We start from the raw sequence: 23,759 nt of genomic DNA, 5'->3' as shown, positions 1-23,759 counted from the left end.
GCACAGGTGTTCGAATAGCGTGGCAGGTATGGAGATCGTGCCCGCGCTGCTGACCGACGACGGTGTGTTCGACGCCGTCGTCGAGACCGAGGCCGCGCTGCGGACGCTGCACCTGCGGCGATTGCGGCTGCTGGCCGAGGTGCTGCGACGCGGGCTCGACACCGACACCTACCGGCGCGTCGTGCGCGCCGACCCGCGCGAGGTCAAGCGCTGGACCACCCAGGCGACCCTCTTCCTGCCCTCGCTCAGCCCCACCGGCCAACCACTTCCTCCCCTACACCCGGCGACCGGAGCGGTGCTGGAGGAACTCTCCGACGGCCACCTGACGGAACTGGCGCGGGCCATCTCGCTACGCCTGCCGGACGGGTCGGAGGAAATTCTGGTCGAGGCGGCCCGGTCGGTGGAGCCGAAAGCGGTGCGGCAACTCGCCGACCGGATTCGTGACCGCGCCGAGCAGGACCGCGTGGACGAGGTGGACGAACCCGCCGCCGATCCCGGCGACATACTGCACCTGCGCGACCTGCCCGGCGGACGACTCGAATTCTTCGGAGAACTGTCCGCCGAGAGCGGGGCGCGGTTCACCGCACTGCTCGAACCACTCTCCACACCACGCCCAGACGGCCCGCGTGACACGGCACGACGCAGGGGCGAGGCGTTCGCCGACCTGATCCACCTCGCCTCACGCTCCACCGACCTGCCGTCAGAGGCCGGAGAGCGCCCGCACATCAGCGTCACCATCGACCACGACACCCTCCGCCGGGGCGTCGGGCACGCGGTGCTCGACGGCGACCACCACCTCAGCGCAGCCCAGGCCCGCCGCATCGCCTGCGACGCCAAAATACTCCCGGTCGTACTGGGCGGGGCGTCCGAGGTGCTCGACCTCGGCCGCGCCAAGCGGACCGTCAGCGTCGCCCAACGCCGCGCGCTGCACGCCCGCGACCGGGGCTGCGCCTTCCCCGGCTGTCACCGACCACCCAAGTGGTGCGACGCCCACCACATCCAGCACTGGGCCGATGGCGGGTCTACCGACCTGTCGAACCTCGTGCTGCTCTGCCGCGCACACCACAGCCTCGTCCACCACTCGCAGTGGCAGATCACCACGACCGGCGGAACGCCGACGTTCATCCCGCCCCGACACATCGACCCCGCCCAGAGGCCGCGCCAGAACCTGCTCCACCGACCACCCACCCCCACCCCGGCGCTGGCCGCCTGACCCCGTTCGTCTAGCGGGGTGAGCCGGCGGCGCGGAAGGTGCGCAGCTCCGGTGCCGGGGCGTCCTTCACGCCCACCACCCGCATCCGGCGGAACGTGCTCGGGTCCACCGGCAGCAGGCACGTCGTGGTGCGGCGCACGACCACGGCGGTGAGGATCGCCACGGCGACGGCCAGGAGGTCGGCCACCGCGTGCAGCAGCACGCCGTCCGCCATGGCCTGCACGCTGTCGCGGAACGACCAGGCGATCGTGAACGCGGAGAACAGGCAGGTGAACGCCCACAGGCCCCACCACCAGCGGATCAGCCGGGACGGTCGCGGGCGGGCGTCGACGGGCAGGCGCAGGGCGGCGTGCTCCAGCTCGGCGGCGACCGAGCCGGGCACGACCAGGTTGACGCCCGGGATGAACAGGCTGACCAGGACTTCGGTGTCCGAGCGGGACGGGGCGTAGCCGGCGGCGCTCGCGGCGGCCCGGCGGGCCCGGCGCAGCCACAGCAGCGTGAACACCACCGCCATCGCGGTCGCCACCAGCATCACGATCGAGGAGGACACGACCATCGCGTCCGACACGCCGACCGTGGACTCCGACAGCGCGCCGTAGCGGCTGAGCAGGAGCAGGACGTAGCGCCAGATCTCGCTGCCCGCGGCCCACAGGCCGGTGAGCGCGGCCAGGCCGAGGGCGTGGGAGGCGGTGCGGGCCAGCCGCTGGACCCGGTCGACCGAGTCGACGGGCTCGTCGGCGTCCACCGCCACGGACGTGGGCCAGCGCCACGCCAGCAGCGGGAAGCCCCAGCGCGGCGGCACCGGGTAGGACGGCGGTCCCGCGTAGTCCTGGCGCGGTCGGCCGAGGTCGCGCCGCTGGTAGGCACCGGGCGGCGGGGTCGCCACCCAGTCCACGCGCATCGGCCGGAGCGCCACGTCAGATGACCTCGGGGTCCGCGCCGTCGACCTCGGCGACCAGCGGGCGGCCCTGGGCGGCCCAGACCTGCATGCCGCCGTCGACGTTGGTGGCGTCCCAGCCGTTGGCGTTGAGGTACTGGGTGACCCGCGCCGACCGGCCGCCCGCGCGGCACACGACGTAGAACTCGCTGTCACCGGGCAGTTCGTCCAGGCGGCCCGCCAGTTCGCTCATCGGGATGTGCAGGGCGCCCGGGGCGTGGCCCGCGGTCCACTCGTCGGCCTCGCGGACGTCGAGCAGCACCTTCCCGGCCGGGAGTTCGGCGGGCACGTCGGTCACTTCAACGGTGGGAACGGTCACGGCCACCATGCTGCCACGTCCCTGGTGAGCGGGGGATGAGGAGCACGCCGGCCGCCCTCCCCGAAAGGAGGACGGCCGGCGTGGTCCCGGAGGGAGGCCCTAGTGCGCGGTGGCCTTCTCGGCGCCGACGCCGGTGAGCGCCCGCACCTCCATCTCCGCGTACTTCTCCTTGTTGTTCTCCTTCGACGTCACCGTGCCGACGTAGCCGAGGAGGAACGCCAGCGGGATCGACACGATGCCCGGGTTGGACAGCGGGAACAGGTCGAAGTCCGCGTTCGGGAACATGGACGTCGGCTTCCCGGACACGGCGGGCGACAGGACGATCAGGGTGATGGTCACCGCGAGGCCGCCGTAGATGCTCCACAGCGCGCCGGAGGTGTTGAAGCGCTTCCAGAACAGCGAGTAGAGGATGGTCGGCAGGTTCGCCGACGCCGCCACCGCGAACGCGAGCGCCACCAGGAACGCGATGTTCTGGCCGTTGGCCGCGATGCCGCCGAGGATCGAGACGATGCCGATGACGATGGCGGTGCGCCGCGCCACCTTCACCTCGGCCTCCTCGTCGGACTTGTCCTTGACCGCGCCGTCGTGGCCGTTCTTGCGGATGATGTTGGCGTAGATGTCGTGCGCGAACGACGCCGACGCGGTGATCGTCAGGCCCGCCACCACGGCGAGGATCGTCGCGAACGCGACCGCCGCGATCAGGCCGAGCAGCAGCGGCCCGCCCAGGGCCTCGGCGAGCAGCGGGGCCGCCGAGTTCGCGCCGCCGGGTGCCGCCCGGATCGCGTCGGGGCCGACCAGCGCCGCCGCGCCGTAGCCCAGGACCAGCGTGAACAGGTAGAACAGGCCGATCAGCCAGATGGCCCAGACCACCGAGCGGCGGGCCTCCTTGGCGGTCGGCACGGTGTAGAAGCGCATCAGGATGTGCGGCAGGCCGGCCGTGCCGAGGACCAGGGCGAGGGCCAGCGACAGGAAGTCGAGCTTCGAGGTGCCGGTCGCGCCGTACTGGAGTCCGGGGCCGAGGAGCTTCTCGCCGGCCTTCGGGGCGTTGTCGACGGCCGCGCCGAGCAGGGCGGACAGGTTCAGGCCGAACTTGGCGAGCACCCACACCGTCATCACGCCGGCGCCGATGATCAGCAGCACCGCCTTGATGATCTGCACCCAGGTGGTGCCCTTCATGCCGCCGATGAGGACGTAGGCGATCATCAGGGCGCCGACGACGGCGATCACGAGGGCCTGGCCGAGCTTGCCGGTGATGCCGAGCAGCAGGGCCACCAGGCCGCCCGCGCCCGCCATCTGGGCCAGCAGGTAGAAGAAGGACACGGCCATGGTGGACGTCGCCGCGGCGGCCCGCACCGGGCGCTGGCGCATCCGGAAGCTGAGGACGTCGCCCATCGTGTACTTGCCGGTGTTGCGCAGCAGCTCAGCGACCAGCAGGAGCGCGATGAGCCACGCGACGAGGAAGCCGATGGAGTACAGGAAGCCGTCGTAGCCGTTGAGCGCGATGGCGCCCGCGATGCCGAGGAACGACGCGGCGGACAGGTAGTCGCCCGCGATGGCGACGCCGTTCTGCGGGCCGGTGAACGCGCGGCCGGCGGCGAGGTAGTCGGCGGCCGTCTTCGTGTTGCGGCTCGCGCGGATGACGACCACCAGGGTCGCCGCGACGAACAGGCCGAAGATGCCGATGTTGAGCCAGGGGCTGCTGTTCACGCCCGACCCCCTTCGATTTCGGCGCGGAGCTTCTCCGCCTTGGGGTCGAGGTTCTTGTTGGCGTGGCGGACGTACAGCGTGGTGATCGCGAACGTCGACACGAACTGCAGCAGGCCGAGGATCAGGCCCACGTTGATGTTGCCGAAGACCTTCGTCGACATGAAGCCGTGCGCGTAATCGGCGAGGAGGACGTACAGCAGGTACCAGGCCAGGAACAGACCGGCCATCGGGAACACGAAATTGCGCAGTCGGCGCCGCAGCTCCTTGAAGTCCGCGCTCTCCTGCACCTCCACCCAGTTGTGAGCGCCCTGGGTGTCGGGGTTGTGCTGCTCAGAGGTGCTCACTGTCCCCTCCTCGCGTGTTTGACGACGGTGTGAACGGCACGTAAGGCCTCCTGGTGCGTTCCTGATACGCCGTGCACCGTAAGGAGACCTGGCTCACGTCTGAAAGACTCCGGACGTGGCCTTGCGCTCAACTGTCGAGTGATGCGATGAGCGGTATGAATGCTGAGACGAACTGCCACTCGGGTGATCGACATCACCGTTAACCGGATCGGTGGGCTTATCTTCACCCGTTCGAGACCTTCACATACTCCCTGCTACCGCGTCTGCGGCTGAACGGGGAGCGTGCCGAGCGACCCGCTAGGACGACGGCCCGTCGCCGCGGGCGCCGTCCTGGAGCGCCTTCTCCTCGGCCGTGCCGAACCGCTGCACCGCGCGGTCGCGGATGAAGCCCAGCGGGTCCGGCGCGTGGAAGCGCAGCAGGATCTGGTTGACGTCCTCGGGCCTGCGCCGCGACGTCAGACCGCTGATCACGACCATGGTCAGGAACGCCACCGGCACCGTCACCAGCGCCGGCTGGGAGAACACCGGGGGCGCCCAGTCGCCGGTGTACGAGCTGACCACCGTGACGACCTGCGAGCCGATCACCAGGCCGCCGCCGACCACCATGCCCGCCATGGCGCCGACCCAGGTCAGCCCGCGCCACCAGATGCCCAGCACCAGCAGCGGGCAGAACGTCGACGCGGCCAGCGCGAACGACATGGCCACGGTCAGCGAGGCGTCCGAGCGCGGCAGCACGAGCGCGAGGCCGATCGCGAACGCGCCGGTCAGCACCGTGGCCCAGCGGAAGTCCCGCACCTTGCCCGGCAGGATGTCCGTCGACACCACCCCCGCCACCGACACGACCAGCCCCGACGAGGTGGACAGGAACGCGGCGAACGCGCCCGCCGCCACCACCGCGCCCAGCACCTGGCCCAGCAGGTCGGGCCGCATGGTCGTGGGCAGCAGCAGCACGGCGGCGTCCGTCTTCCCGGTCACCAGCAGCTGCGGCAGGTACTGGCGCGAGATCACGCCCAGCACCGTGGGGAACAGGTAGAACAGGCCGAGCAGGTAGATCACGTGCAGCGCGGTCCGGCGGGCGGCCCGGCCGTCGGGGTTGGTGTAGAAGCGGACCAGCACGTGCGGCAGGCCCATCGTGCCGAGGAACGTCGCGAAGATCAGCGAGTAGGTCTCGAACAGCTCGCCCGCGCCGCCGGTCTGCGGGCGCAGCCAGTCGGCGTTCCCGGTCGGCGCGCCCTCCACCACCGGCACCGGCGTGCCCGCCGTGAAGCGCAGCTCGGTGCCCGCGCCCACGGTGTGCGTGCCGGTCGTCCAGTACACCTCGCCGTCCGCGGGCGCCCCGTTGACCCGACCGGTCGCGGACAGCTCCAGCGGCACGTCCACGCGCACCCGCACCGGGTCGGTGGTCGTCACCGCCACGTCCTCGTGGAACCGCAGCACGCCGTCCGCGTCGACCGGCTGCGCGCCGTTGCCCGGCCCGGCCGCGAACAGCGTGAACAGCACGAACGTCGGCGCGGCGATGGCGAACAGCTTGCCCCAGTACTGGAACGCCTGCACCAGCGTGATCGCGCGCATCCCGCCGCCCAGCACGTTCACCACCACGATCGCGGTGACCGCCACGCCGCCGAGCCACGCGGGCAGGCCGGTGATCGTGTTCAGCGTCAGCCCGGCCGACTGGAGCTGCGGCACCAGGTACAGCACGCCGATGCAGATGACGAAGAACGTGCAGAACCGGCGCAGGTTCGACGACCCGAGGCGGGCCTCGGCGAAGTCGGGCAGCGTGTACGCGCCGGACCGGCGCAGCGGCGCCGCGACGAACACCATCATCGCCAGGTAGCCCGCGGTGAAGCCGATCGGGTACCACAGGGCGTCGACGCCGTCCTTGAGCACGAGCCCGGCGACGCCCAGGAACGACGCGGCCGACAGGTACTCCCCGGAGATCGCGGCGGCGTTGCGGGTCGCCGGGATGGCGCGCCGCGCCACCAGGAAGTCCGGCGTGGTGTTCGCCCGGCGGGAGCCCACGTAGCCCAGCAGGAACGTCAGCGTGGCCATCACGGCGACGAGCCCCAGGCTCCACAGGTTCTGGATCACCGGTCCACCGAGTTCACGAAGTCCTGCTCGTGCCGCTCGGCGAGCCTGCGGTAGGCGTAGCCGACGCCGTAGCACAGCGGGAACGGCAGCAGGCCCAGCAGCACCCACGGCAGCCGGATGCCCAGCAGGTGCACCTCCGACAGCTGCGGCACGGCGTGGAACAACGCCGGCAGCGCCGCGAGGAGCAGCAGGGTCGTGCCGCCGAGGGCGAGGCCGGTGCGCAGCTGCTGGCGGATCAGGTCGCGGATCAGCTTCTCGCCGACGCTGGTCTGCTCCTCCAGCTCGATGATGGTGCGCAGCACGCGGCCGCGCCCCTTCGGGTCGGCGAGCACCACCCGCCTGCGGCGGTTCTTGCGCGCCGCGACCGGTGGCCAGGCATCGCGCTCGGCCGGTTGCGGCTGGTCCGGTTGCCCGGGCGGGCCGGAGTGCTTGGTCATCCCCAACTGCTCTTGGGGGGGCGCACGAGCCGTTCCTTCAGCTCACGCGTGTGCCGCCGGCTCACCGGCAGCTCCTTCGCGTCGTCACCGGAGCCGATCACCACCGCGTACCCGTTCGACGTCATCCGCAGCTCGGTCACCAGCGGCAGCGCCACCAGGTAGGACCGGTGGATGCGCACGAACCCGGCGTTCTCCCAGCGGTCCTCCAGCTGGGCCAGCGGGATGCGCACGAGGTGGCTCGCGCCGTCGTTGGTGTGCAGGCGGGCGTAGTCGCCCTGCGCCTCCACGTACCGGACGGTCGCCCGCGGCACGAGCTTGATCGTGCCGCCCAGCTCGACCGGGATCACCTCGTCGTCCTGCGGCTCGGCCGCCGAGGTCTGCTCCGGCACCGCCACCGGGGTCGACGCGACCCGCTCCACGACCCGCGAGATGGCCTTGTTGACGCGGTCCTCGTTGATCGGCTTCGTGACGAAGTCCAGCGCGCCCACCTCGAAGGCCACCACGGCCTCCGAGTGCTCGACGCCCGTCACGAACACCAGCGCCGGCGGCGCGCGGAACGCGCCCAGCACGCGCGCGAGGTCGGTCCCGCTCAGGCCGGGCATGTTGATGTCCGCGAACACCGCGTCGACCGGCGGCAGGCCGGCCTCCTGGCGCTCCATCACCTCGGCGTCGTAGTCACCGCGCAGGATGCGCAGCGCCTCGGCCGCGTCGAAGGCGGTGAGCACGCGCCTGATGTGCGGGCTGCCCTCGAGCAGGTACTTGATCTCGCTCAGCCCCGGGGCCTCGTCGTCCACCGCCAGGACGAGGAGGCCGTCGTTGGGGCCCTTCGGGGAACCGGGGTTCTTTGGGGTACTCACTGTGCCGCGCATCTTGCCCATCGAGCGGGGTCGCTGTCTACGCCGGTCGCCGGTCCCGGTGCGTGCCGTGACCTCACAAGCCGAATCGCGACCAGCGCGCCCGCTCCTCCAGCGCGGCCAACCCCTCCAGCAGGAAGTCCCCCGATCGGGTGGTGGCACCGGCCATGCCGAGGCGGGCGAGCAGGGGGCGGCGGGGCTCGGCGACGACGATCTCGGCGTCCGGGTAGCGCTTGGCCACGACGCCGCGCAGCGTGCCGACCCCGTCGACCAGGCCCAGTTCCAGCGCCTTCGCGCCGGTCCACACCTCGCCGTTGAACAGCTCGTCGTCGGTGCCCTTGAGCTTGGCGCCGCGGCGTTCCCGGACCCAGGCGACGAACTGCTCGTGCAGCTGCGCCTGGAGGCCCTTGAGCCACTCGACGTCCTCGGGCTTCTCCGGGGAGAACGGGTCGAGGCGCACCTTGTTCTCGCCCGCCGCGTGCACGCGGCGCTCCACGCCGTACCGCTCGATCAGGCCGTTGAGCCCGAAGCCCGAGCTGACCACCCCGATCGAGCCGACCAGCGACGTGCCGTGCGCGTGGACCTCGTCGCCCGCGCAGGCCAGCCAGTAGCCGCCGGAGGCCGCGACGTCCTCGCAGAACGCCAGGACCGGCACCCTCTTCTTCGCCGCCAGCTCGCGGATGCGCTCGGCGACCAGCGCGGACTGGGTGGGCGCCCCGCCGGGCGAGTTGATCAGCAGGGCGACCGCGACGAGCCGGTCGTGGTCGAACGCGCGCGTCAGCGCCGTCTCGACGGTCTGCACGCTGATCGTGTTGCGCGCCATCGGCGTCGGCGTCGGGGTGATGACGCCGTGCAGGCGGACGGCGGCCACGACGGGTCCGCGCTCGGTCCGCTCGCCGACGAGCCTGGGCAGCCGGGCGATCTTGTCCGTCACGCTCATGCCACGACCTTACGTGCAGCGGCACGGGCGGGTGGCGGGGCTAACATCGCCCGGTGACGTTCAACCCGATCCGGTGGCTGGAACGCTACGTCGAGTGGTGGGACCTCCGGGGCAAGAAGAACCCGGACGGGCCGACGACGATGCACGTCTACTGGATGTGGATCACGTGGTCGGTGTGCGCCGTGATGGTGGTGGCCTCGCTGGCGGTGGCCGCCGAGTGACGTCCCGGACCGCCGGGGCTCAGGCCCGGACCGCGGGCTGCTCGGTGGTGTCCTCCAGGCGCGGCGGCACCAGCGGCAGGTTCGTGCGCACGCCCTTGCTGTACTTCGGGATCTTCAGGATGATCTTCATGCCGGCGTCCGGTGCGGTCTCCACGACGAGCGCGTAGTCGTCGCCGAACACCGCCCGCATCCGGTGGTTGATGTTGCCCAGGCCCACGTGCGCGCCGGTCTGGTGGGCGTCCTTGAGGTCCTCGAACAGCCGGTCCGGGTCCATGCCGACGCCGTCGTCCTCGACCGAGATCAGCGCCTCGGCGCCGTTGTCCTCGGCGATGATCGTGAGCAGCCCGCCGCCGGGCTTCTTGGCCAGGCCGTGCCGGACCGCGTTCTCCACCAGGGGTTGCAGCACCAGGAACGGCAGCACGACCTGGAGCACCTCGGGCGCGATCCTGAGCCGCACGTTGAGGCGCGGCCCGTACCGGGCCTGCTCGATGGTCAGGTAGCGGTGGATGTTGGTCAGCTCGTCGGACAGCGTGGTGAAGAAGCCGTCCGTGCGGAACGAGTAGCGGGTGAACTCGGCGAACTCCTGGAGCAGCTCGCGGGCGTGCGCCGGGTCGGTGCGGATCAGCGACGAGATCGTGTTGAGCGCGTTGTAGACGAAGTGCGGCGAGATCTGCGCCCGCAGCGCCCGGACCTCGGCCTGCGCCAGCGCCTGCCGGGACTTCTGGAGCACCTCCAGCTCCAGCCGCGTGGACACGAACCGCGCGGTCTCCTCGGCCATCCTGATCTGGCGCTTGTTCGCCACGCCGCTGACCACGATCAGCGTGCCCGCGACCTCGCCCTCCACCACCAGCGGCACGATCACCGCGCTGTGCAGCGAGCACGGGCCGGGCAGCTCGCAGTCGAGCTTGCGGTGCTCGACGTGCTCCTTGTGGCCCTCGCCGATGGCGCGCTCGATGTAGGTGCGCAGGAACTCGTAGTGGTCGTTCGCGCCGCCGTCCCACGACAGGAGCGTGCCCTCGTGGTCGGTGATGCCGACGGCGACGCAGCGCAGCATCTCCCGCAGGTGCGGGGTGGCCTTGTCGGCGGCCTCCTCGGTCAGGCCCTCGCGCAGGTCGGCCGACGCCTTGGACATCCGGTGCAGCATGTCCATCACGGCGTCCTCGACCGAGGTGCTCACCCGGCGGGCGCGGCAGAGCATCACGAACAGGCCGAGGACGGCGAGGGTCGCGATGACGCCGAGGACGGCACGCTCGGTCAGCAGGTCACGCACGGCGTCCATGCTGTGCCGTGGAGGCCTCGTAGGCAAGGGGATCGACGCCCGGAGACGTGCACGTCCGATGAATTGGCGGCGACCGCGCCCCTCCGCCTACCCGATCGGGTGACATCAGGGCGATGCGACTACGGAGGGTGGGCGCGGTCCGCTCACCGGACCGCGCCCCACCGGCCTCAGTTGGCCGACTGCGTGGACGAGGAGGTGGTGGTCTCCTCGTCGGTGTCGCAGCCGAGGAACGCGAGGAGCTCCTCCATGTCCGGTTCGTCGTACAGACCGGCCTCCTCCAGGATCTCGCACAGCGTGAGGCGCTCCTGCGCGTCGAAGGTGCCGACCTCGGTACTCGCGGCCGGGGGCGCCTCCGAGGACGCGGCGGCCACGCCGGCGATGGTCGCCAGGCTGAGGGTGGCACCGGTGACGGCGGCGGCGATGCGGATGTTCATGATTCCTCCACGTGGTCGAGCTGTCACGAGGAGGAGTTGCCGGGAAGAACGGTCACAAGCACGGGTCCACCCGGTCGTGTGACTTACTTGAGCAGGCGTGACATCCGGCGGTCGGCGAGGGGTTTGCCGCCCGTCTGGCACGTCGGGCAGTACTGGAACGCCCGGTCCGCGAACGACACCTCGCGCACCGCGTCACCGCACACCGGGCACGGCAGGCCGGTCCGGGCGTGCACCCGCAGCCCCGACCGCTTCTCCCCCTTCAGCGTCGCCGCGCCCTGCCCCACCGAGCGCGCCACGGCGTCGGACAGGACCCCGACCAGCGCCTCGTGCAGCCGGTCCAGCGCCTCGCCGGACAGCCGGCCCGCCGTCGCGTACGGCGACAGCCGCGCGGTGTGCATGATCTCGTCGGAGTAGGCGTTGCCCACGCCCGCGAGCACGGTCTGGTCGGTCAGCGCCGTCTTCAGCCGCTCGGTGCGGCCGGCGAACAGGTCCTCCAGTTGCGTGCGCGTCACCGAGAGCGCGTCGGGCCCGAGCCGGGCGATGCCCGGGACGTCCCGCGGGTCGTCCACCACCCAGGCGGCCAGGCCCTTCCTGGTGCCCGCCTCGGTCAGGTCGAAGCCGGGCCCCCGCCCCGGCGGGCCGAGGTGCGCGCGCAGCGCGAGCGGGCCCCGGCCGGGCCGGGGCGGCACCGCCGACAGGTTCTCCGACCAGCGCAGCCACCCGGCCCGCGCGAGGTGCACCACGAGGTGCAACCCCCCGCAGTCGAGGTCCAGGTGCTTGCCGAACCGGCCGGCACCCGTCACCTCCCGGCCCTGGAGGTCGGTCCAGGACGGCGTGAACGTCTTGAGCACCTGCGACGACGCGACGTCCACCCGGTGCACGACGCGACCGACCGCGTGCTCGCGCAGGTGGTGGGCGAGCGCCTCGACCTCGGGGAGTTCCGGCACCCGACCAGTGTCGCCCGTGAACGGCCGTCAGTCGACCGGCTGGAGCGGGCCGTCGAGGTCGGGCAGCGAGTACATCTCGATCTTGCGGGCCACCTTGGCGACCTCGTCGCGCACGGTCAGCATGCCGCGCACCGTGCCGACCCACCGCTCCGGCGGCAGCTCGTCGGTCTTCTTCGACTCCGCCGCCACCACCCACGGCCGCCGCACCGCCCAGCGGACCGGGAAGAACAGGAAGACCAGGACCAGCGCCACGATCAGCCACGCCGGCACCACCACGTCGGCCGGGGTCCACGCCACGAGCACGACCGCCATGACCACGACGATGGCCAGCATCAGCACACCGGGGCCGTGGCCACCGCTCACGTCGTGCTCGAAATCGGCGTCCCCCGCCGGGTTGCGCCACTGGACCTGGCTGCGCACAGTCCACATCCGGCCGTCGGCACCGCGCACCAGCCGCGTCATCACCGTCTCCTCAAGACGTCGAGCGATCACTCAGCGTGTCCCACGCTACCGGGAAAGTCTTGCACCTCGCGGGTGAAACCCGCAGTTACGCGGGTACGAGCGTGGCGGGCGTCGGGTGCAGGGTCACGGTGGTCGGCGTGACGACCCGCGCCCTGCCGGTCGGCTGCGCGGACGGGGTGGTCGTCGTGGCCAGCAGCGTGGTGTCCGACGGCGGCTCGGACGGCGGCGACACCGTCGACGCGCCGGCCCCGGTGGTCCCCGGCGGGGGCGTCGCGGACGACGAGGCGTCGGTCAGCAGGTGGGGACCGGCGTGGCCGGGCGGCGTGGCCGCCGCGCCGGCCCGCTGCCCCGGCACCGCGTCGGGGGTGGTCGTGGTGGGTGCCGCCGGGGGTGCGGTGACCGTGCGGGCCGGGGTCTTCGTGTGCACGACGACCCGGTGGACCGGCGCGGGCGACGTCTCGCTGGTCGCCGTGCCGGTCGCGGTGGGCCCGGTCGTCGGGTGCAGCGCCAGGACGTGCTCGCCGGGCGCTCCGTCCGGGCCGGGCTGCACCAGGGCGGGGCCGGGCGCGCCGGTGAACGTGCCCGCCAGCACGCCGAAGACGCCCACCGCCGCGGCCGAGGCCGTCGCGGCGAGCACCAGCTTGACCCGGCTCGTGAGCAGCGCGGCCTTGCCCACCACGACCGGCGCGAACAGTCCCGTCGTGGCCAGGGCGGTCGCGGCCACCGGCACGGCGGCGACCGCCGCGTGCGCCCGCAGCGACGAGCAGACCTCGGTCAGCTCGGCGTGCAGCGCGTTGCAGGAGGAGCACGTCCGGAGGTGCTTGCGGATGCGCTTGTGCTCGGTGCCCTGCACGCCGCCCGCCACGTACGTGCCGAGCTTGGCCACGACCGAGCTGCACGCGCGCGGGCCGGTGTCCTCGGCCAGGTGCGCCTGGAGGTAGGCCGCGCGCAGCCCCTCGCGGGCGCGGCGGGCCAGGGCGGCCATCGCGTTGGCGCTGAGCCCGTAGCTGGGCGCGACCGCGGCCGGTCGCGCGCCCTCCACCTCGACCTGCCACAGCACGGTGCGCCACCGCTCCGGCAGGCTCGTGAAGGCGCGGGAGATCAGCGTGTGCTCCGGGCGGTTCGCCGTGGCGTCGGGGAACGGCTCGACGCGCTTGCTCAGCTCCTCGTCCTCCACCGGCACGTCCCGCCGCCGCCCGCTCCACTCCCACGCCACCCGGCGCGCGACGGTCAGCAGGTAGGTGCGCACGTGCTCGGTGGGGCCGTTGCCCCGGCGGATCGCCTGGAGCACCCGGAAGAACGCCTCGGCGGTCAGGTCGTCGGCCTCGGCGTGTTCACGGACGTGCCGGAGGGCGAACCGACGAACGGCGTCGGCGTGGTGGGTGAACAGCTCGCCGAACGCGGCGTCGTCGCCCGCCCTGACCCTGGCGAGCAGTTCCCGGTCGAAATCGGCATCTCCGGCCATCCCGCCCGGCACCTCCCGCCCGCACTGTGGTCCGCTCGTCAAGATGCCACAACCGGGTGGTCCGCGCTCCGAAGTGATAGCGAGCCGATACCGAAGACCAGCCGGACGGAGTGGCCCGTTCGGGGCAGTCGGAGCGCCCGCACCCCGCAGCGGGCGCACTCGCGGTCGGTGACGGACCGGTCACGGATGGGCGTCGGGTGGTGGCCGCGGGGGTCGCGGTGGGCGCCTCGGCGGGTAACCTCCCGCCACGTGGTCGACTGGCGCACGAGGGCATCCGCCCTCCTCCCCGAGCTGAGCGCCGTGGTCGAGCGCGAGTCCTGGTCCTGCCACGTGTTCCTCTCGGAGCTGTGGCAGCTCGCGCTGGAGGCGCACCGCGAGGGCGACCGCGAGGTCCTCCGCCGGGTGTACGACTTCGCCCACTGGTGCTTCCGGCAGCCGGAGCGGTTCCTGTCCGACGCGTCGGTGGTCAGCTTCTACGAGCACGTGTTCGACGAGTGGGAGCTGCGCGACGAGGTCGCGCCGTGGCTGCCCGCGGAGGTCGTGGACCGGGTGCGCCCGCTGTGGGAGTGGCGGTGGTCGAAGGAGCGGTTGTCCGAGGTCGACCGCCTGTTGACGAACGCGGCACCCCCCGGTGCGAATGCCGTTTGAGGCATGGTCTATAGTTCTTCGTGTCAGGCGGATGTAGCGCAGTTGGTAGCGCATCACCTTGCCAAGGTGAGGGTCGCGAGTTCGAGTCTCGTCATCCGCTCGTGTGAAAGGCCCCCGGTGTCCGCACCGGGGGCCTTTCGCGTTCCCGATCACCGCCCGGGGCGGGGGCCGCGCACGACCGTTAGGTTTGACGGCGAAGGGTTTTCCTCGTCGAAGACGGAGTTGCAGACATGGCCACCACCCGCAAGGCGACCACGCACTGGGAAGGCAACCTGCTCGAGGGCAAGGGCAGCGTCGCGCTGGAGTCGTCGGGCATCGGCACCTACGACGTGAGCTGGCCCTCCCGCGCGGAGGAGGCGAACGGCAAGACCAGCCCGGAGGAGTTGATCGCCGCCGCGCACTCGTCCTGCTACTCGATGGCGCTGTCGCACGGCCTCGCGCAGGCGGGCACCCCGCCGCAGACCGTGGACACCTCGGCCGAGGTGACGTTCCAGCCCGGCAAGGGCATCACGGGCATCCACCTGACCGTCACCGCGTCCGTGCCCGGCCTGGACGCCGACGCGTTCGCGGAGGCCGCCGAGAACGCCAAGAAGAACTGCCCGGTCAGCCAGGCGCTGGCGGGCACCGAGATCACGCTGACCGCCACCCTCGCGTGACCGCGTGACCACCGGTACCGGCCTGATACCCCAAGTCTCGGGCCGGTACCAGCCCTACGGGCCGATTTGACCCGGTTGAGGGATGGCGGTAGTGGTGGTCAATGCTCACCGCGATGGGTGGACCCGCCCGGCTCGCCCTCGGCGCCCTCGTCGGGGCGGGCGTCGCGGCGCTCGTCGGCTTCTCCGCGCTGTCCGGCAAGGGCGACCTGCCCGTGCCGCCCGCGCCGTCGGACGTCGGGCACATCGTGGTCGTGAAGGGCAGCGAGCCGCCCAGCCGGGTCGCGACGCCGACCGGTGACGCACCGACGTCGACCACCACCACCACGACCACCACGACCACCGTTGTGACCACCACCACGACCGTGGCTCCCACCACCACCACGACGACCGCGCCGGCGATCACCACGACCACCGCCGCGCCCACGACGACCAGGCAGACCACCACCACGACGCACCGCCCGACCACGACGACGCCGACCACCACGACCACCACGCGCAGGCCGTGCGGGTGGTGGTGCTGACTCGGCCCGTCTGGACTACCGACGGTGTTTTGGCAAGATCGAGGGGTGACGTCAAGCCAGGTGCCCACACAGCCCCAGCGAAGCAACGACACCCCCACGATCCGCATCAAGCCCGTCGCGGTGGTCCCCGAGCCCGCGTGGCCCACGTCCGAGCCGATGACCGCGACCGGCCTGAGGCCCGTCGCGCCGCCCACCGCACCGGTCCCGCCCGCACCGGTTTCCCCGGCACCCGTCTCCGCCGTGCCGACCACCAAGACCGCCGGCCACGGCGGTGTCGGACGCCCGTTCATCCCGGCGCTGATCGAGCCCACGCCGCCCGACGGGCGCCAGGGCCAGCGCGCCAAGCCGCCGTTCGCGATCCTGCTCGGCGAGCCGGCCGTCCAGTCCAACGGCGTCGCGGCGTCCAACGGCGTCGCGGCGTCCAACGGCGTCGCAGCGCCGGTCGGGGCCACCGTGCCCGCGACGAAGCCGGTGAACGGCACGCTCCCGGTCGCCGCGCCGGCCCCGGTCCCCGCACCGGTCCCCGCGCCGCCGGTGGACTCGCAGGCGACGACCGTCCTCCCGGCGATCACCGACCTGCCGTCGGCGCCGACCACCCCCGAGCCCCCGGCCGCCGCTCCCGCCGCCGCCCCCGCGCAGCCCCCCGCCCCGGCCTCCACGACTTCGGCCTCCGCGGCCCCCAAGACGCCGCCGACCCCGAAGTCCACGCTCCGCAAGATCGCGCGCAAGATCGTGGGGCCGACCCTGCTCACGAAGAGGTAACCGCCGGTCCGGATCGACCCTCCCCACTGCGGCCCGTACTCGCCGAGGTTGCCGCAGTCGACACCAAGTTGTACATTATCTTGTACGTCGAAGGAGGGGCAATGAAGACGATGACCTACTCCGAGTCCCGGGCGAAGTACGCCGAAACCCTCGACTCGGTGGTCAACGATCGCGAAGAGGTCGTGATCACCCGCGCGGGCCACGAGCCGGTCGTGATCGTGTCGCTGGACGACTACCAGTCCCTCAAGGAGACCGCTTACCTGTTGCGCAGCCCGGAGAACGCGCGCCGGCTGATCAATGCCATCGAGCAGTTGGAGTCGGGCGGCGGGACGCCTCGCGAGCTCGCGGAATGAAGCTCGTCTGGGCCGGGACCGCCTGGGAGGACTACCTCTGGTGGCAGACCGAGGACCGCAAGGTCCTCAAGCGCATCAATGAGTTGATCAAGGACATCGGTCGGAACGGCAACGAGGGCATCGGCAAACCGGAGCCGTTGAAGCACGGCTTCCAGGGATACTGGTCGCGCCGGATCACCGATGAGCACCGCCTCGTCCACAAGATCGAGGGCGACGAGATCAGGATCGCGGCCTGCCGGTACCACTACGGCAGGTGAGCCCGGTCCTCTCCAGGGACTTCGCGCGGCGAGCCTGGTCGCCGCCCGAGGCCGAACGGTGGACCGCCGGCAACGACCGCATCACAAGTGCCGGATGCCGGCAACGCCCGAAAGCGCATGAGCAACAATGGCGCTCGCGCGGCAACCCCTGGAGGAACGGAATGTCCTGGCAAGAGGACCTGGCTGAGCTGGACCGCACGCTGGCGGAGGGGCGGATCAGCGCCGACGAGTACCGCCGTCGCCGGGACGAGCTCCTCGCGTCCGCCACGAGCAGCGGCACGCCTCCGGGTGGGACGCCGGCACAGCAGCAACCGGACAGCGGTCCGTTCGCGCCGCCCGTGCGGTGGGACGCGGTCCCGCCGAACCCGCGGCAGCCGAACCCCCAGCAGCCGAACCCGGACGCCACGCAGGTCGTCAACAACCAGGCGAACCCGGACAAGACGCAGGTCGTGAGCGGTCAGCAGCGCGGGCAGGACGCCGAGCGCACGCAGTACGTGACGCCCATCGCGCCCCCGCCGAACCGGATGCCCCAGCAGAACTGGCAGTCCGGCCCGCCGGTCTCCACGCCGCCGTGGGGCTCGGACTCGTTCGGCGGCGATCAGCCGTCGTGGATCGCCCAGGGCCCCGAGGTGTTCGACGAGAAGCCCGGTGGCGGCAAGCGGGTCATCGCGATCGTCGGCGCCGTGCTCGTGCTCGCCCTCATCGGCGGTGGCGTCTGGTGGTTCACGACGCAGAGCGGCTCGACCGACGACAACGGCCAGACCGGCGGAACCAGCAGCACGTCGTCCCCCGCGCCGACGACCACCACGACCAAGCCGAAGGACGACCTGTCCATCACCGAACTGCCCGGCAAGGTCGAGAACCACGAGGCGGTCACGACGTTCGCGAACTCGCCGCAGGCCAACTTCCTCACGCCGGAGGAGATCGCGTTCTACACGACGGCCGGCGCGGGCAAGGCACGCCTCGCCGCCTCGCGCAACGACGACGGCGTGCACGTGCTGGTCTTCACCGTCCAGGCGGAGACGCCCGCGCAGGCCGACACCGCCCGCGACGCCCTCGCCGAGCAGCAGCTCACCTACGGCATGGAGGAGTACGCGGACAGCCCGACCGGTGTGCGGTCCGGCCAGGTCGAGAAGGGCAGCGCCACGCCCGCCACCATCCGCGGCCACTACTCGGCGAAGTCGACGATCGTCCGCATCCAGGTGAACGGCGACGACCTGAAGAAGGTGGCGGAGGTCTACGACGAGATCACCGCCCAGCAGCTGGAGGTCCTGGCCGCCAATGGCTGACACCCTACGGACCACCGCGTGCACGGTGGTCTCGCGGGCCGGGTTGCCCGCCGCGTCAGTGCTGGTCGGCAGCTACCTGGAGCACCACCCGGGGCACGACTTCGTGGTGCTGCTGATCGACGAGGAGCCGGCCGGCGAGAGCATCCCGGGCGCACGACTGGTAGGCCCGCGCTGGCTCGACGTCGACCGGACCGACTACCTGCGGATGGCGGCGGCCTACCTGCGCGCGGAACTGGCCGGCGCGGTGAAGCCGCTGCTGCTGAGGCAGTTGCTCGGCGAGGCGGACGTCGTGCTGTTCCTGGCCCCGGAGATCCGGGTGTACGCCCCGCTGCCGGACGTCGCCGAGTCCGCGGCGCGGCACGACATCGTGCTGGCGTCGCGGTTCTCCGAGCCGCTGCCGCGCGACGGCAAGGAGCCCAACGAGGTCGGCATGATGGCCTCCGGAATGTTCGACCTGGGCTTCCTCGCGGTGAGCCGGAACGCGAAGCGGTTCCTGGACTTCTGGGCCGAGCGGCTGCGCCAGGACTCGGTGATCGCCCCCGAGGCCCACATGCACGCCGACCAGCGGTGGGTGGACCAGGTGCCCGCGCTGTTCCAGCACACCGTGCTGCGCGACGCGGGCAGCGATGTCGGCTACTGGAACCTGCACGAGCGCCCGCTGGAGCGCCACGCCGACGGCTCGTTCACCGCGGGCGGCGAACCGCTGCGGTTCTTCCACTTCGCCGGGTACCGCCCGGACGTGCCGTGGCTGCTCAGCACGCACTGCCAGCAGCAACCGCGGGTGCTGCTCTCCGAGAACCCCGACCTGGGTCTGCTGACCGGCGCGTACGGCGAGGAGTTGGTGCGCGCCGGGTACGTGGCCCCGGAGGACGAGCCGCCGTACCGCTTCGACGAGATGGCCGACGGCACGCCGCTGACCACGCCGATCCGACGCATGTTCCGCAACGCGTGGATCGAGGCCGAGCGGCCCGACGCCGAGCAGTTGCTGTTCCGCCGCGCGGTGACCGAGGTGCCGCCGCACCCGTTCGGCCAGGACGGCGGCGAGGGCTTCCGCGAGTGGCTGTCCGCGCCCAGCTCACCGCCCGAGCGCGCGGCGGGCCTGAACCGGTTGTGCATGCTGGTGTGGGCGCACCGGCCGGATCTCCAGGCGGCCTTCCCGTGGCCGTGCGGCGAGAACGCGGCCGACTTCCGCACGTGGTGCCACACGTTCGGCGTCTCCGAGGGTTTGGTGCCCGAGTGGGCGCGGCCCGCGGAGCCCGCCCCGGTCGAGGCCCCGGTGGACCGGTTCGGCGTGAACCTGGCCGGCTACCTGACCGCGGAGCTGGGCCTGGGCGAGATGGGCCGCATCGTGCACGACGCCATCCGCGACGCCGGCGTGCCGCTGGTGTCCGTGGTGGAGGAGCACTCGCTGTCCTGCCGCTCGGACCTGGACCAGCCGGAGACGGCGGGCCGGCCGCGGTTCCCGGTGAGCGTGATGGCGGTGAACGCCGACCAGACCGAACTGCTGCTGGCGAGCTACCCCGAGGTGGGGCACCAGCGGTACCGGATCGGCCTGTGGGCGTGGGAGCTGGAGGAGCTGCCGCGCTGGCAGCGCGAGGGCTTCGCGCACGTCGACGAGATCTGGACGGTCAGCGAGTTCTGCCGCGAGGCGTTCGCCCGGCACTCCCCGGTGCCGGTCAAGGTCATCCCGGTGCCGGTGAAGGACCCCGGTCCGGTGCGGCGCACCGGCCGCGTGCCGGGCAAACCGGTGCAGTTCTTCTTCGCCTTCGACTTCAACAGCATCGGCCAGCGCAAGAACCCGTGGGGCCTGGTGGAGGCGTTCCGCAGGGCGTTCCCGGACCGGGACGACGTGCGGCTGGTCATCAAGGCGACCAACTCCCGCCTGCACGCCCGCTCGGCCGAGCGGCTGCGCGTGCTCATCGCGGACGACCCGCGCATCGAGCTGATGGAGCGTTACCTGAGCGTGGCGGACTTGAACCAGCTCTACGCGGACAGCGACGCCTACGTCTCCCTCCACCGCAGCGAGGGTTTCGGTCTGACGGTCGCCGAGGCGATGGTGCGCGGAATGCCGGTCATCGCGACCGACTACTCCAGCACCACGGAGTTCTTCGACAGCTCGGTGGGGTGGCCGATCCCTTACCGGATGGTGGAAGTCGGTCCCGGCTGGTACCCCTACCAGACCGACGCGAAGTGGGCGGACCCCGACGTGGACGAGGCGGCGCGAGCGATGCGCGAGGTTGCGGACAACCCCGAGGAGGCCGAGCGGCGCGGCGCGGCGGCGCGGGAGCACATCCTGCGCACGCGGTCGGCGAAGGCCGCGGCGGACTGGATGCGGGCGCGGCTGACGGAGGCGTACCGGTCCTGGCAGCAGCGCGGGGCCACGCCGCCGCCGCCGGCGGAGCAGCGGCCGCCGGCACCGGGATCGCTGAGCCGGGCCCGGGAGGCGCTGCGCTGGCGCGCGGACTCCGATGCCCCGTCCCGGCTGCCGCTGGCACCCGCTCTGCGCAAGGCGGTGCTGCGCGCGATCGACCACTACGACGTGCACCAGCGCAAGATCATGGCGGAGATCGTCGACGGCACGGCGAACGCGGTCGACCAGCTGACGGCGAAGTTGGGCGCGCAGGACTCGCGGATCGACTCCGTCCAGGCGGAGACCACCCGGCGCGTCGCCCACCTGGCGGCCCAGGTCGGCAAGCTGGAGCAGGCGGTCGCGCAGCTGTCCCACCGCGAGTCCCCGGTGTCGGGCGAGCGGAGCGCCACGGACGTGATCGTGCCCCCCAACACGGAGGTCCTCGGTGAACAACACTGAGCTGGAAGGCGTCCGGGACGTCTGGGAGCACCTGGGCGCGACCGACCCGTACTGGGCGGTCCTGACCGAGGACGAGTTCCACGGCGGCGAGGCGCGCGCGCGGTTCTTCGACAGCGGGCGCGCGGAGGTCGCGGGCTTGCTGAAGGTGCTGGACCGCGACGACTGGCCCGAGGACACCGTGGCGGTCGACTTCGGCTGCGGCGTGGGCCGGATCAGCTTCGCGCTGGCCGAGCACTTCGGCACCGTGGTCGGTGTGGACGTGGCGGCCTCGATGCTGGCGGAGGCGCGGGCCAACAACCCGTTCCCGGAGCGGGTGCGGTTCGTCCACAACGACGCCAGCACGCTGCCGTTCGAGGACGACTCGGTCGACCTGGTGGTCACCGTGATCACGCTCCAGCACATCCCGCCGAGCCTGACCCTGCGGTACCTGCTGGAGATGATCCGCGTCGTCAAGCCGGGCGGTCGCCTGCTGTTCCAGCTGCCCAGCCACATGCCCAAGCCGCAGCCGCTGCCGGTGACGGCGTGCCGCGCGAACCTGACGCCGGTGAACGCGCCGCGGGTGCTGGCGCCGGGCGAGAGCGCGTACGTCGAGGTGGACGTGCGCAACGACGGCGACCGGGCGTGGCCCACGGGCCAGTTGCTGAACCTGGGCAACCACTGGTTCAGCGGCGGCGAGCCCCGGCAGTGGGACGACGGGCGGATGGCCGTACCCGGTCCGCTGGCCCCCGGCCGCACCGCGCGGGTCGGGCTGCGGGTGAACGCGCCGACCGAGCCCGGTGAGCACGAACTCGTGCTGGACCTGGTGCAGGAGTCGGTGGCGTGGTGGGCCGAGCTGGGCAACCCGGTGGTGCGGCTCCCGGTCTCGGTGATCGCGACCTCCGGCGCCGCCCCGGCTCCCGTCGCCGACGCGGCGCCGGAGGTCGAGGTCGAGGTCGAGGTCGAGGTGGTGGAGGAGCCGCCCGCCGGCGGTAAGTCGATGCAGATGCACGGCATCCACAAGGACCTGGTGGTCGGCCTGTTCGAGCAGTTGGGTTGCCGGGTGCTCGCCGCCGTTCCGGACGACCGGGCCGGTTCGGACTGGGTCAGCTACCTCTACGCGGTGGAGATCGGCGAGTACGAACTGCGCCTGCGGTGACGACCCCGCCGGACCGCCCGCGTGACGGGGGGCGGCGCGAGGTCGCGCCGTCCCCGAACGCGCCGTCCCAGAACGCAGCATCCCCGAACGCGCTGCCCGAACTGCCCCCGGTGCACGAGTCCCTGCTGCCGCGCGAGCACTCGCTGCACCGCCCCCGGCACGCCACGCGGCAGACCGGCGCGCTGGTGGCGGCGGTGGTGTTCTTCGCGCTGCCGCTGCTCGCCCTCGGCGTCGGTGTGCGGCCGGAGGAGTTCGAGAATCGCCGGCTCGCGCCGTTCCCGTCGATCACCCAGGGCTGGGGCTTCTTCACCGGCCTGTCGCCCTGGGCGGACGACCACCTGCCGCTGCGCGCCGAGGCGGTGCGGGCGGTGGACGGGATCAGCCGGGGCCTGTTCGGCGAGCCGCTGCCCCGGAACAGCCACCAGCGGACCGGCGGCCCCATCCAGGACCAGCGGCAGGGCAGCCAGGAGCAGCCCCCCATGCCGCAGGTCGTGGAGGGGAAGGACGGTTGGCTGTACCTGGGCGACGACGTGGTCAGCCGCTGCCGCCCCAAGCAGGACCTGGACGCCACCACGGCCGCGCTGCGCGACCTGCGGCGCGGCGTCGAGGCGTCCGGACGGCAGTTCGTGCTGTTGATCGCGCCGGACAAGTCCACGGTCGTGCCCGAGCACCTCCCCGAGGAGTTCTACGGGCGCGACTGCGCGCTGGAGCGCACCGACCAGTTCTGGCGGCGGATCGGCCGCGACGCGGGCGCCGTGGACCTGCGGGCCGAGCTGCGGCAGTGGGGCGACCGCACCGGCGCGCCGGTCTACCCGCGACTGGATGGCCACTGGTCGGACGAGGGCGCCCTGGTGATGACGCGCAACCTCGCCGAGGCCGTGCGACCGGGCACGACGACGACGTGGGCGTACGAGCGGACCGAGCCGTGGACGGTGGCGGGAGACCTCCCGCCGCTCATCGGCCGGTCCGGGCAGATCTCGGGCGACCACTACGCGCTCAAGCCCGACGGGACGACGAACACCGTCCGGGACGTGCCGTTCGACTTCGCGACGCCGCTGCCGCTGGCCTCGCCCGCCACGCCGGGCACCGTGGACCGGAGCGTCGGGATGCTGGGCGACTCGTTCTCCATCCGCGCCGTGCCCTATCTCAACGCCGCGTTCCAGGACCTGACACTGCTGCACTACGGCAAGGTCGACCAGGACGGCGGGCGGCAGGCCGGACGGGTGCTGGCGGACCACGAGGTGGTCGCGGTGGAGATCGTCGAGCGGACGCTCCAGTCGGGGAACTGCATCCTGCTCCAGCCCGAGGTGGTCCGCGGCATCACCGCGGAGCTGGCGGCCAGGCCGCTCCCCCGCTAGCCGCCCGCACCCGGCACCACTCTTCCGGGATCACCCGCACGGGGCGGATTGACCGGGGTTCCCCGGGGCAACCCACCCTCGCGGCGGGCGTCTTTACGGGTGACGGGGTTCCCGATCACGCGGAGGAACGGATGTGGTTCACTGTGAGCCTGGTCACTCTCGGGTCGATGGCATTTCTCGTCCGCACCGTTCGCGTCCTGCGATTGGCCTCGAAATCCACTGCGGCCAGAGCCGGTATTGAGCCCGCCCCACCGGCCTAGTCCCTATGGCGGATTGTCCGCTTGCCGTACGATCATTTCCGGGTCGCACGGCCTGTGCCTGCTT

At 72.1% G+C, this 23,759-nt stretch carries 25 protein-coding genes and 1 tRNA gene; 13 read left to right on the top strand and 13 right to left on the bottom strand.

Annotated elements, in window-relative coordinates:
- The first annotated feature begins 28 nt into the window (after nucleotides 1-28).
- The gene (locus J2S66_RS29260; RefSeq protein WP_310310757.1) at nucleotides 29-1,213 is read left to right on the top strand and encodes an HNH endonuclease signature motif containing protein; all 1,185 of its coding nucleotides are present in this window, start codon (nucleotides 29-31) and stop codon (nucleotides 1,211-1,213) included.
- Nucleotides 1,214-1,223: 10 nt separating this feature from the next.
- Here the strand turns inward: J2S66_RS29260 and J2S66_RS29255 are convergent, their stop codons facing one another.
- The 8 genes from J2S66_RS29255 to J2S66_RS29220 form a co-directional block, all read right to left on the bottom strand.
- Nucleotides 1,224-2,129: a DUF4328 domain-containing protein gene (locus J2S66_RS29255; RefSeq protein ID WP_310310754.1), complete on the bottom strand. Its 906-nt coding sequence runs from the start codon at nucleotides 2,127-2,129 to the stop codon at nucleotides 1,224-1,226.
- Between the two features lies 1 nt (nucleotide 2,130).
- On the bottom strand, nucleotides 2,131-2,478 hold the full coding sequence (locus J2S66_RS29250) for a rhodanese-like domain-containing protein (protein WP_310310749.1): 348 nt from the start codon (nucleotides 2,476-2,478) through the stop codon (nucleotides 2,131-2,133).
- Between the two features lie 90 nt (nucleotides 2,479-2,568).
- On the bottom strand, nucleotides 2,569-4,176 hold the full coding sequence (locus tag J2S66_RS29245; protein WP_310310747.1) for a monocarboxylic acid transporter: 1,608 nt from the start codon (nucleotides 4,174-4,176) through the stop codon (nucleotides 2,569-2,571).
- On the bottom strand, nucleotides 4,173-4,520 hold the full coding sequence (locus tag J2S66_RS29240) for a DUF485 domain-containing protein (protein WP_374726143.1): 348 nt from the start codon (nucleotides 4,518-4,520) through the stop codon (nucleotides 4,173-4,175). The genes J2S66_RS29245 and J2S66_RS29240 overlap by 4 nt, the downstream gene beginning before the upstream one ends.
- A gap of 297 nt (nucleotides 4,521-4,817) precedes the next feature.
- Nucleotides 4,818-6,569: a sodium/solute symporter gene (locus tag J2S66_RS29235; protein WP_374726220.1), complete on the bottom strand. Its 1,752-nt coding sequence runs from the start codon at nucleotides 6,567-6,569 to the stop codon at nucleotides 4,818-4,820.
- A gap of 35 nt (nucleotides 6,570-6,604) precedes the next feature.
- Entirely contained in the window at nucleotides 6,605-7,045 is a 441-nt protein-coding gene (locus J2S66_RS29230; RefSeq protein ID WP_310310740.1) for a hypothetical protein, read from the bottom strand.
- Nucleotides 7,042-7,914 carry a LytR/AlgR family response regulator transcription factor gene (locus J2S66_RS29225; protein ID WP_310310737.1) on the bottom strand — a complete coding sequence of 291 codons (873 nt, stop codon included), beginning with the start codon at nucleotides 7,912-7,914 and terminating at the stop codon, nucleotides 7,042-7,044. The genes J2S66_RS29230 and J2S66_RS29225 overlap by 4 nt, the downstream gene beginning before the upstream one ends.
- A gap of 61 nt (nucleotides 7,915-7,975) precedes the next feature.
- The gene (locus J2S66_RS29220) at nucleotides 7,976-8,839 is read right to left on the bottom strand and encodes a S49 family peptidase (RefSeq protein ID WP_310310734.1); all 864 of its coding nucleotides are present in this window, start codon (nucleotides 8,837-8,839) and stop codon (nucleotides 7,976-7,978) included.
- A 53-nt stretch (nucleotides 8,840-8,892) separates the two neighbouring features.
- Here J2S66_RS29220 and J2S66_RS29215 point away from each other — a divergent pair, with 53 nt between their 5' ends.
- Nucleotides 8,893-9,060, top strand: a complete 168-nt coding sequence (locus J2S66_RS29215; RefSeq protein ID WP_310310731.1) for a hypothetical protein — start codon at nucleotides 8,893-8,895, stop codon at nucleotides 9,058-9,060.
- Nucleotides 9,061-9,079: 19 nt separating this feature from the next.
- Here the strand turns inward: J2S66_RS29215 and J2S66_RS29210 are convergent, their stop codons facing one another.
- The 5 genes from J2S66_RS29210 to J2S66_RS29190 all read right to left on the bottom strand — a co-directional run bounded on the left by J2S66_RS29210 (nucleotide 9,080) and on the right by J2S66_RS29190 (nucleotide 13,647).
- Entirely contained in the window at nucleotides 9,080-10,339 is a 1,260-nt protein-coding gene (locus J2S66_RS29210; protein WP_310310728.1) for a sensor histidine kinase, read from the bottom strand.
- Between the two features lie 167 nt (nucleotides 10,340-10,506).
- A complete protein-coding gene (locus tag J2S66_RS29205; RefSeq protein ID WP_310310725.1) occupies nucleotides 10,507-10,773 on the bottom strand; it encodes a hypothetical protein in 267 nt (88 codons plus the stop codon).
- Nucleotides 10,774-10,856: 83 nt separating this feature from the next.
- The gene (locus tag J2S66_RS29200) at nucleotides 10,857-11,720 is read right to left on the bottom strand and encodes an Fpg/Nei family DNA glycosylase (protein ID WP_310310723.1); all 864 of its coding nucleotides are present in this window, start codon (nucleotides 11,718-11,720) and stop codon (nucleotides 10,857-10,859) included.
- Nucleotides 11,721-11,747: 27 nt separating this feature from the next.
- Nucleotides 11,748-12,182 (bottom strand): DUF983 domain-containing protein, encoded by a 435-nt coding sequence (locus tag J2S66_RS29195; protein WP_310310720.1) that lies wholly within the window; start codon nucleotides 12,180-12,182, stop codon nucleotides 11,748-11,750.
- Nucleotides 12,183-12,267: 85 nt separating this feature from the next.
- Nucleotides 12,268-13,647, bottom strand: a complete 1,380-nt coding sequence (locus tag J2S66_RS29190) for a sigma-70 family RNA polymerase sigma factor (RefSeq protein ID WP_310310717.1) — start codon at nucleotides 13,645-13,647, stop codon at nucleotides 12,268-12,270.
- Nucleotides 13,648-13,896: 249 nt separating this feature from the next.
- Here J2S66_RS29190 and J2S66_RS29185 point away from each other — a divergent pair, with 249 nt between their 5' ends.
- The 11 genes from J2S66_RS29185 (at nucleotide 13,897) to J2S66_RS29135 (ending at nucleotide 23,435) form a co-directional block, all read left to right on the top strand.
- Nucleotides 13,897-14,295, top strand: coding sequence for a DUF7674 family protein (locus tag J2S66_RS29185; protein WP_310310713.1), 399 nt, complete (start codon nucleotides 13,897-13,899; stop codon nucleotides 14,293-14,295).
- Nucleotides 14,296-14,322: 27 nt separating this feature from the next.
- A tRNA-Gly gene (locus J2S66_RS29180) sits at nucleotides 14,323-14,395 on the top strand.
- A 130-nt stretch (nucleotides 14,396-14,525) separates the two neighbouring features.
- On the top strand, nucleotides 14,526-14,951 hold the full coding sequence (locus tag J2S66_RS29175) for an OsmC family peroxiredoxin (RefSeq protein ID WP_306744189.1): 426 nt from the start codon (nucleotides 14,526-14,528) through the stop codon (nucleotides 14,949-14,951).
- Between the two features lie 113 nt (nucleotides 14,952-15,064).
- Nucleotides 15,065-15,472: a hypothetical protein gene (locus J2S66_RS29170; RefSeq protein ID WP_310310708.1), complete on the top strand. Its 408-nt coding sequence runs from the start codon at nucleotides 15,065-15,067 to the stop codon at nucleotides 15,470-15,472.
- A gap of 60 nt (nucleotides 15,473-15,532) precedes the next feature.
- On the top strand, nucleotides 15,533-16,234 hold the full coding sequence (locus J2S66_RS29165; protein ID WP_310310705.1) for a hypothetical protein: 702 nt from the start codon (nucleotides 15,533-15,535) through the stop codon (nucleotides 16,232-16,234).
- A gap of 101 nt (nucleotides 16,235-16,335) precedes the next feature.
- Nucleotides 16,336-16,587 (top strand): type II toxin-antitoxin system Phd/YefM family antitoxin, encoded by a 252-nt coding sequence (locus J2S66_RS29160; RefSeq protein WP_310310701.1) that lies wholly within the window; start codon nucleotides 16,336-16,338, stop codon nucleotides 16,585-16,587.
- Nucleotides 16,584-16,844 carry a Txe/YoeB family addiction module toxin gene (locus tag J2S66_RS29155; RefSeq protein WP_310310698.1) on the top strand — a complete coding sequence of 87 codons (261 nt, stop codon included), beginning with the start codon at nucleotides 16,584-16,586 and terminating at the stop codon, nucleotides 16,842-16,844. The genes J2S66_RS29160 and J2S66_RS29155 overlap by 4 nt, the downstream gene beginning before the upstream one ends.
- A gap of 161 nt (nucleotides 16,845-17,005) precedes the next feature.
- Nucleotides 17,006-18,133: a hypothetical protein gene (locus tag J2S66_RS29150; protein WP_310310695.1), complete on the top strand. Its 1,128-nt coding sequence runs from the start codon at nucleotides 17,006-17,008 to the stop codon at nucleotides 18,131-18,133.
- The gene (locus tag J2S66_RS29145) at nucleotides 18,126-20,942 is read left to right on the top strand and encodes a glycosyltransferase family 4 protein (RefSeq protein ID WP_310310692.1); all 2,817 of its coding nucleotides are present in this window, start codon (nucleotides 18,126-18,128) and stop codon (nucleotides 20,940-20,942) included. Before J2S66_RS29150 ends, J2S66_RS29145 begins: the two co-directional genes overlap by 8 nt.
- A complete protein-coding gene (locus tag J2S66_RS29140) occupies nucleotides 20,929-22,077 on the top strand; it encodes a methyltransferase domain-containing protein (RefSeq protein WP_310310690.1) in 1,149 nt (382 codons plus the stop codon). The genes J2S66_RS29145 and J2S66_RS29140 overlap by 14 nt, the downstream gene beginning before the upstream one ends.
- Nucleotides 22,074-23,435: an alginate O-acetyltransferase AlgX-related protein gene (locus tag J2S66_RS29135; protein WP_310310687.1), complete on the top strand. Its 1,362-nt coding sequence runs from the start codon at nucleotides 22,074-22,076 to the stop codon at nucleotides 23,433-23,435. Before J2S66_RS29140 ends, J2S66_RS29135 begins: the two co-directional genes overlap by 4 nt.
- The last annotated feature ends 324 nt before the right edge of the window (nucleotides 23,436-23,759 follow it).

Origin of the sequence: Saccharothrix longispora, assembly GCF_031455225.1 — a bacterium.
Lineage (GTDB): Bacteria > Actinomycetota > Actinomycetes > Mycobacteriales > Pseudonocardiaceae > Actinosynnema > Actinosynnema longispora.
This window is presented reverse-complemented; position numbering and strand designations above follow the sequence as displayed.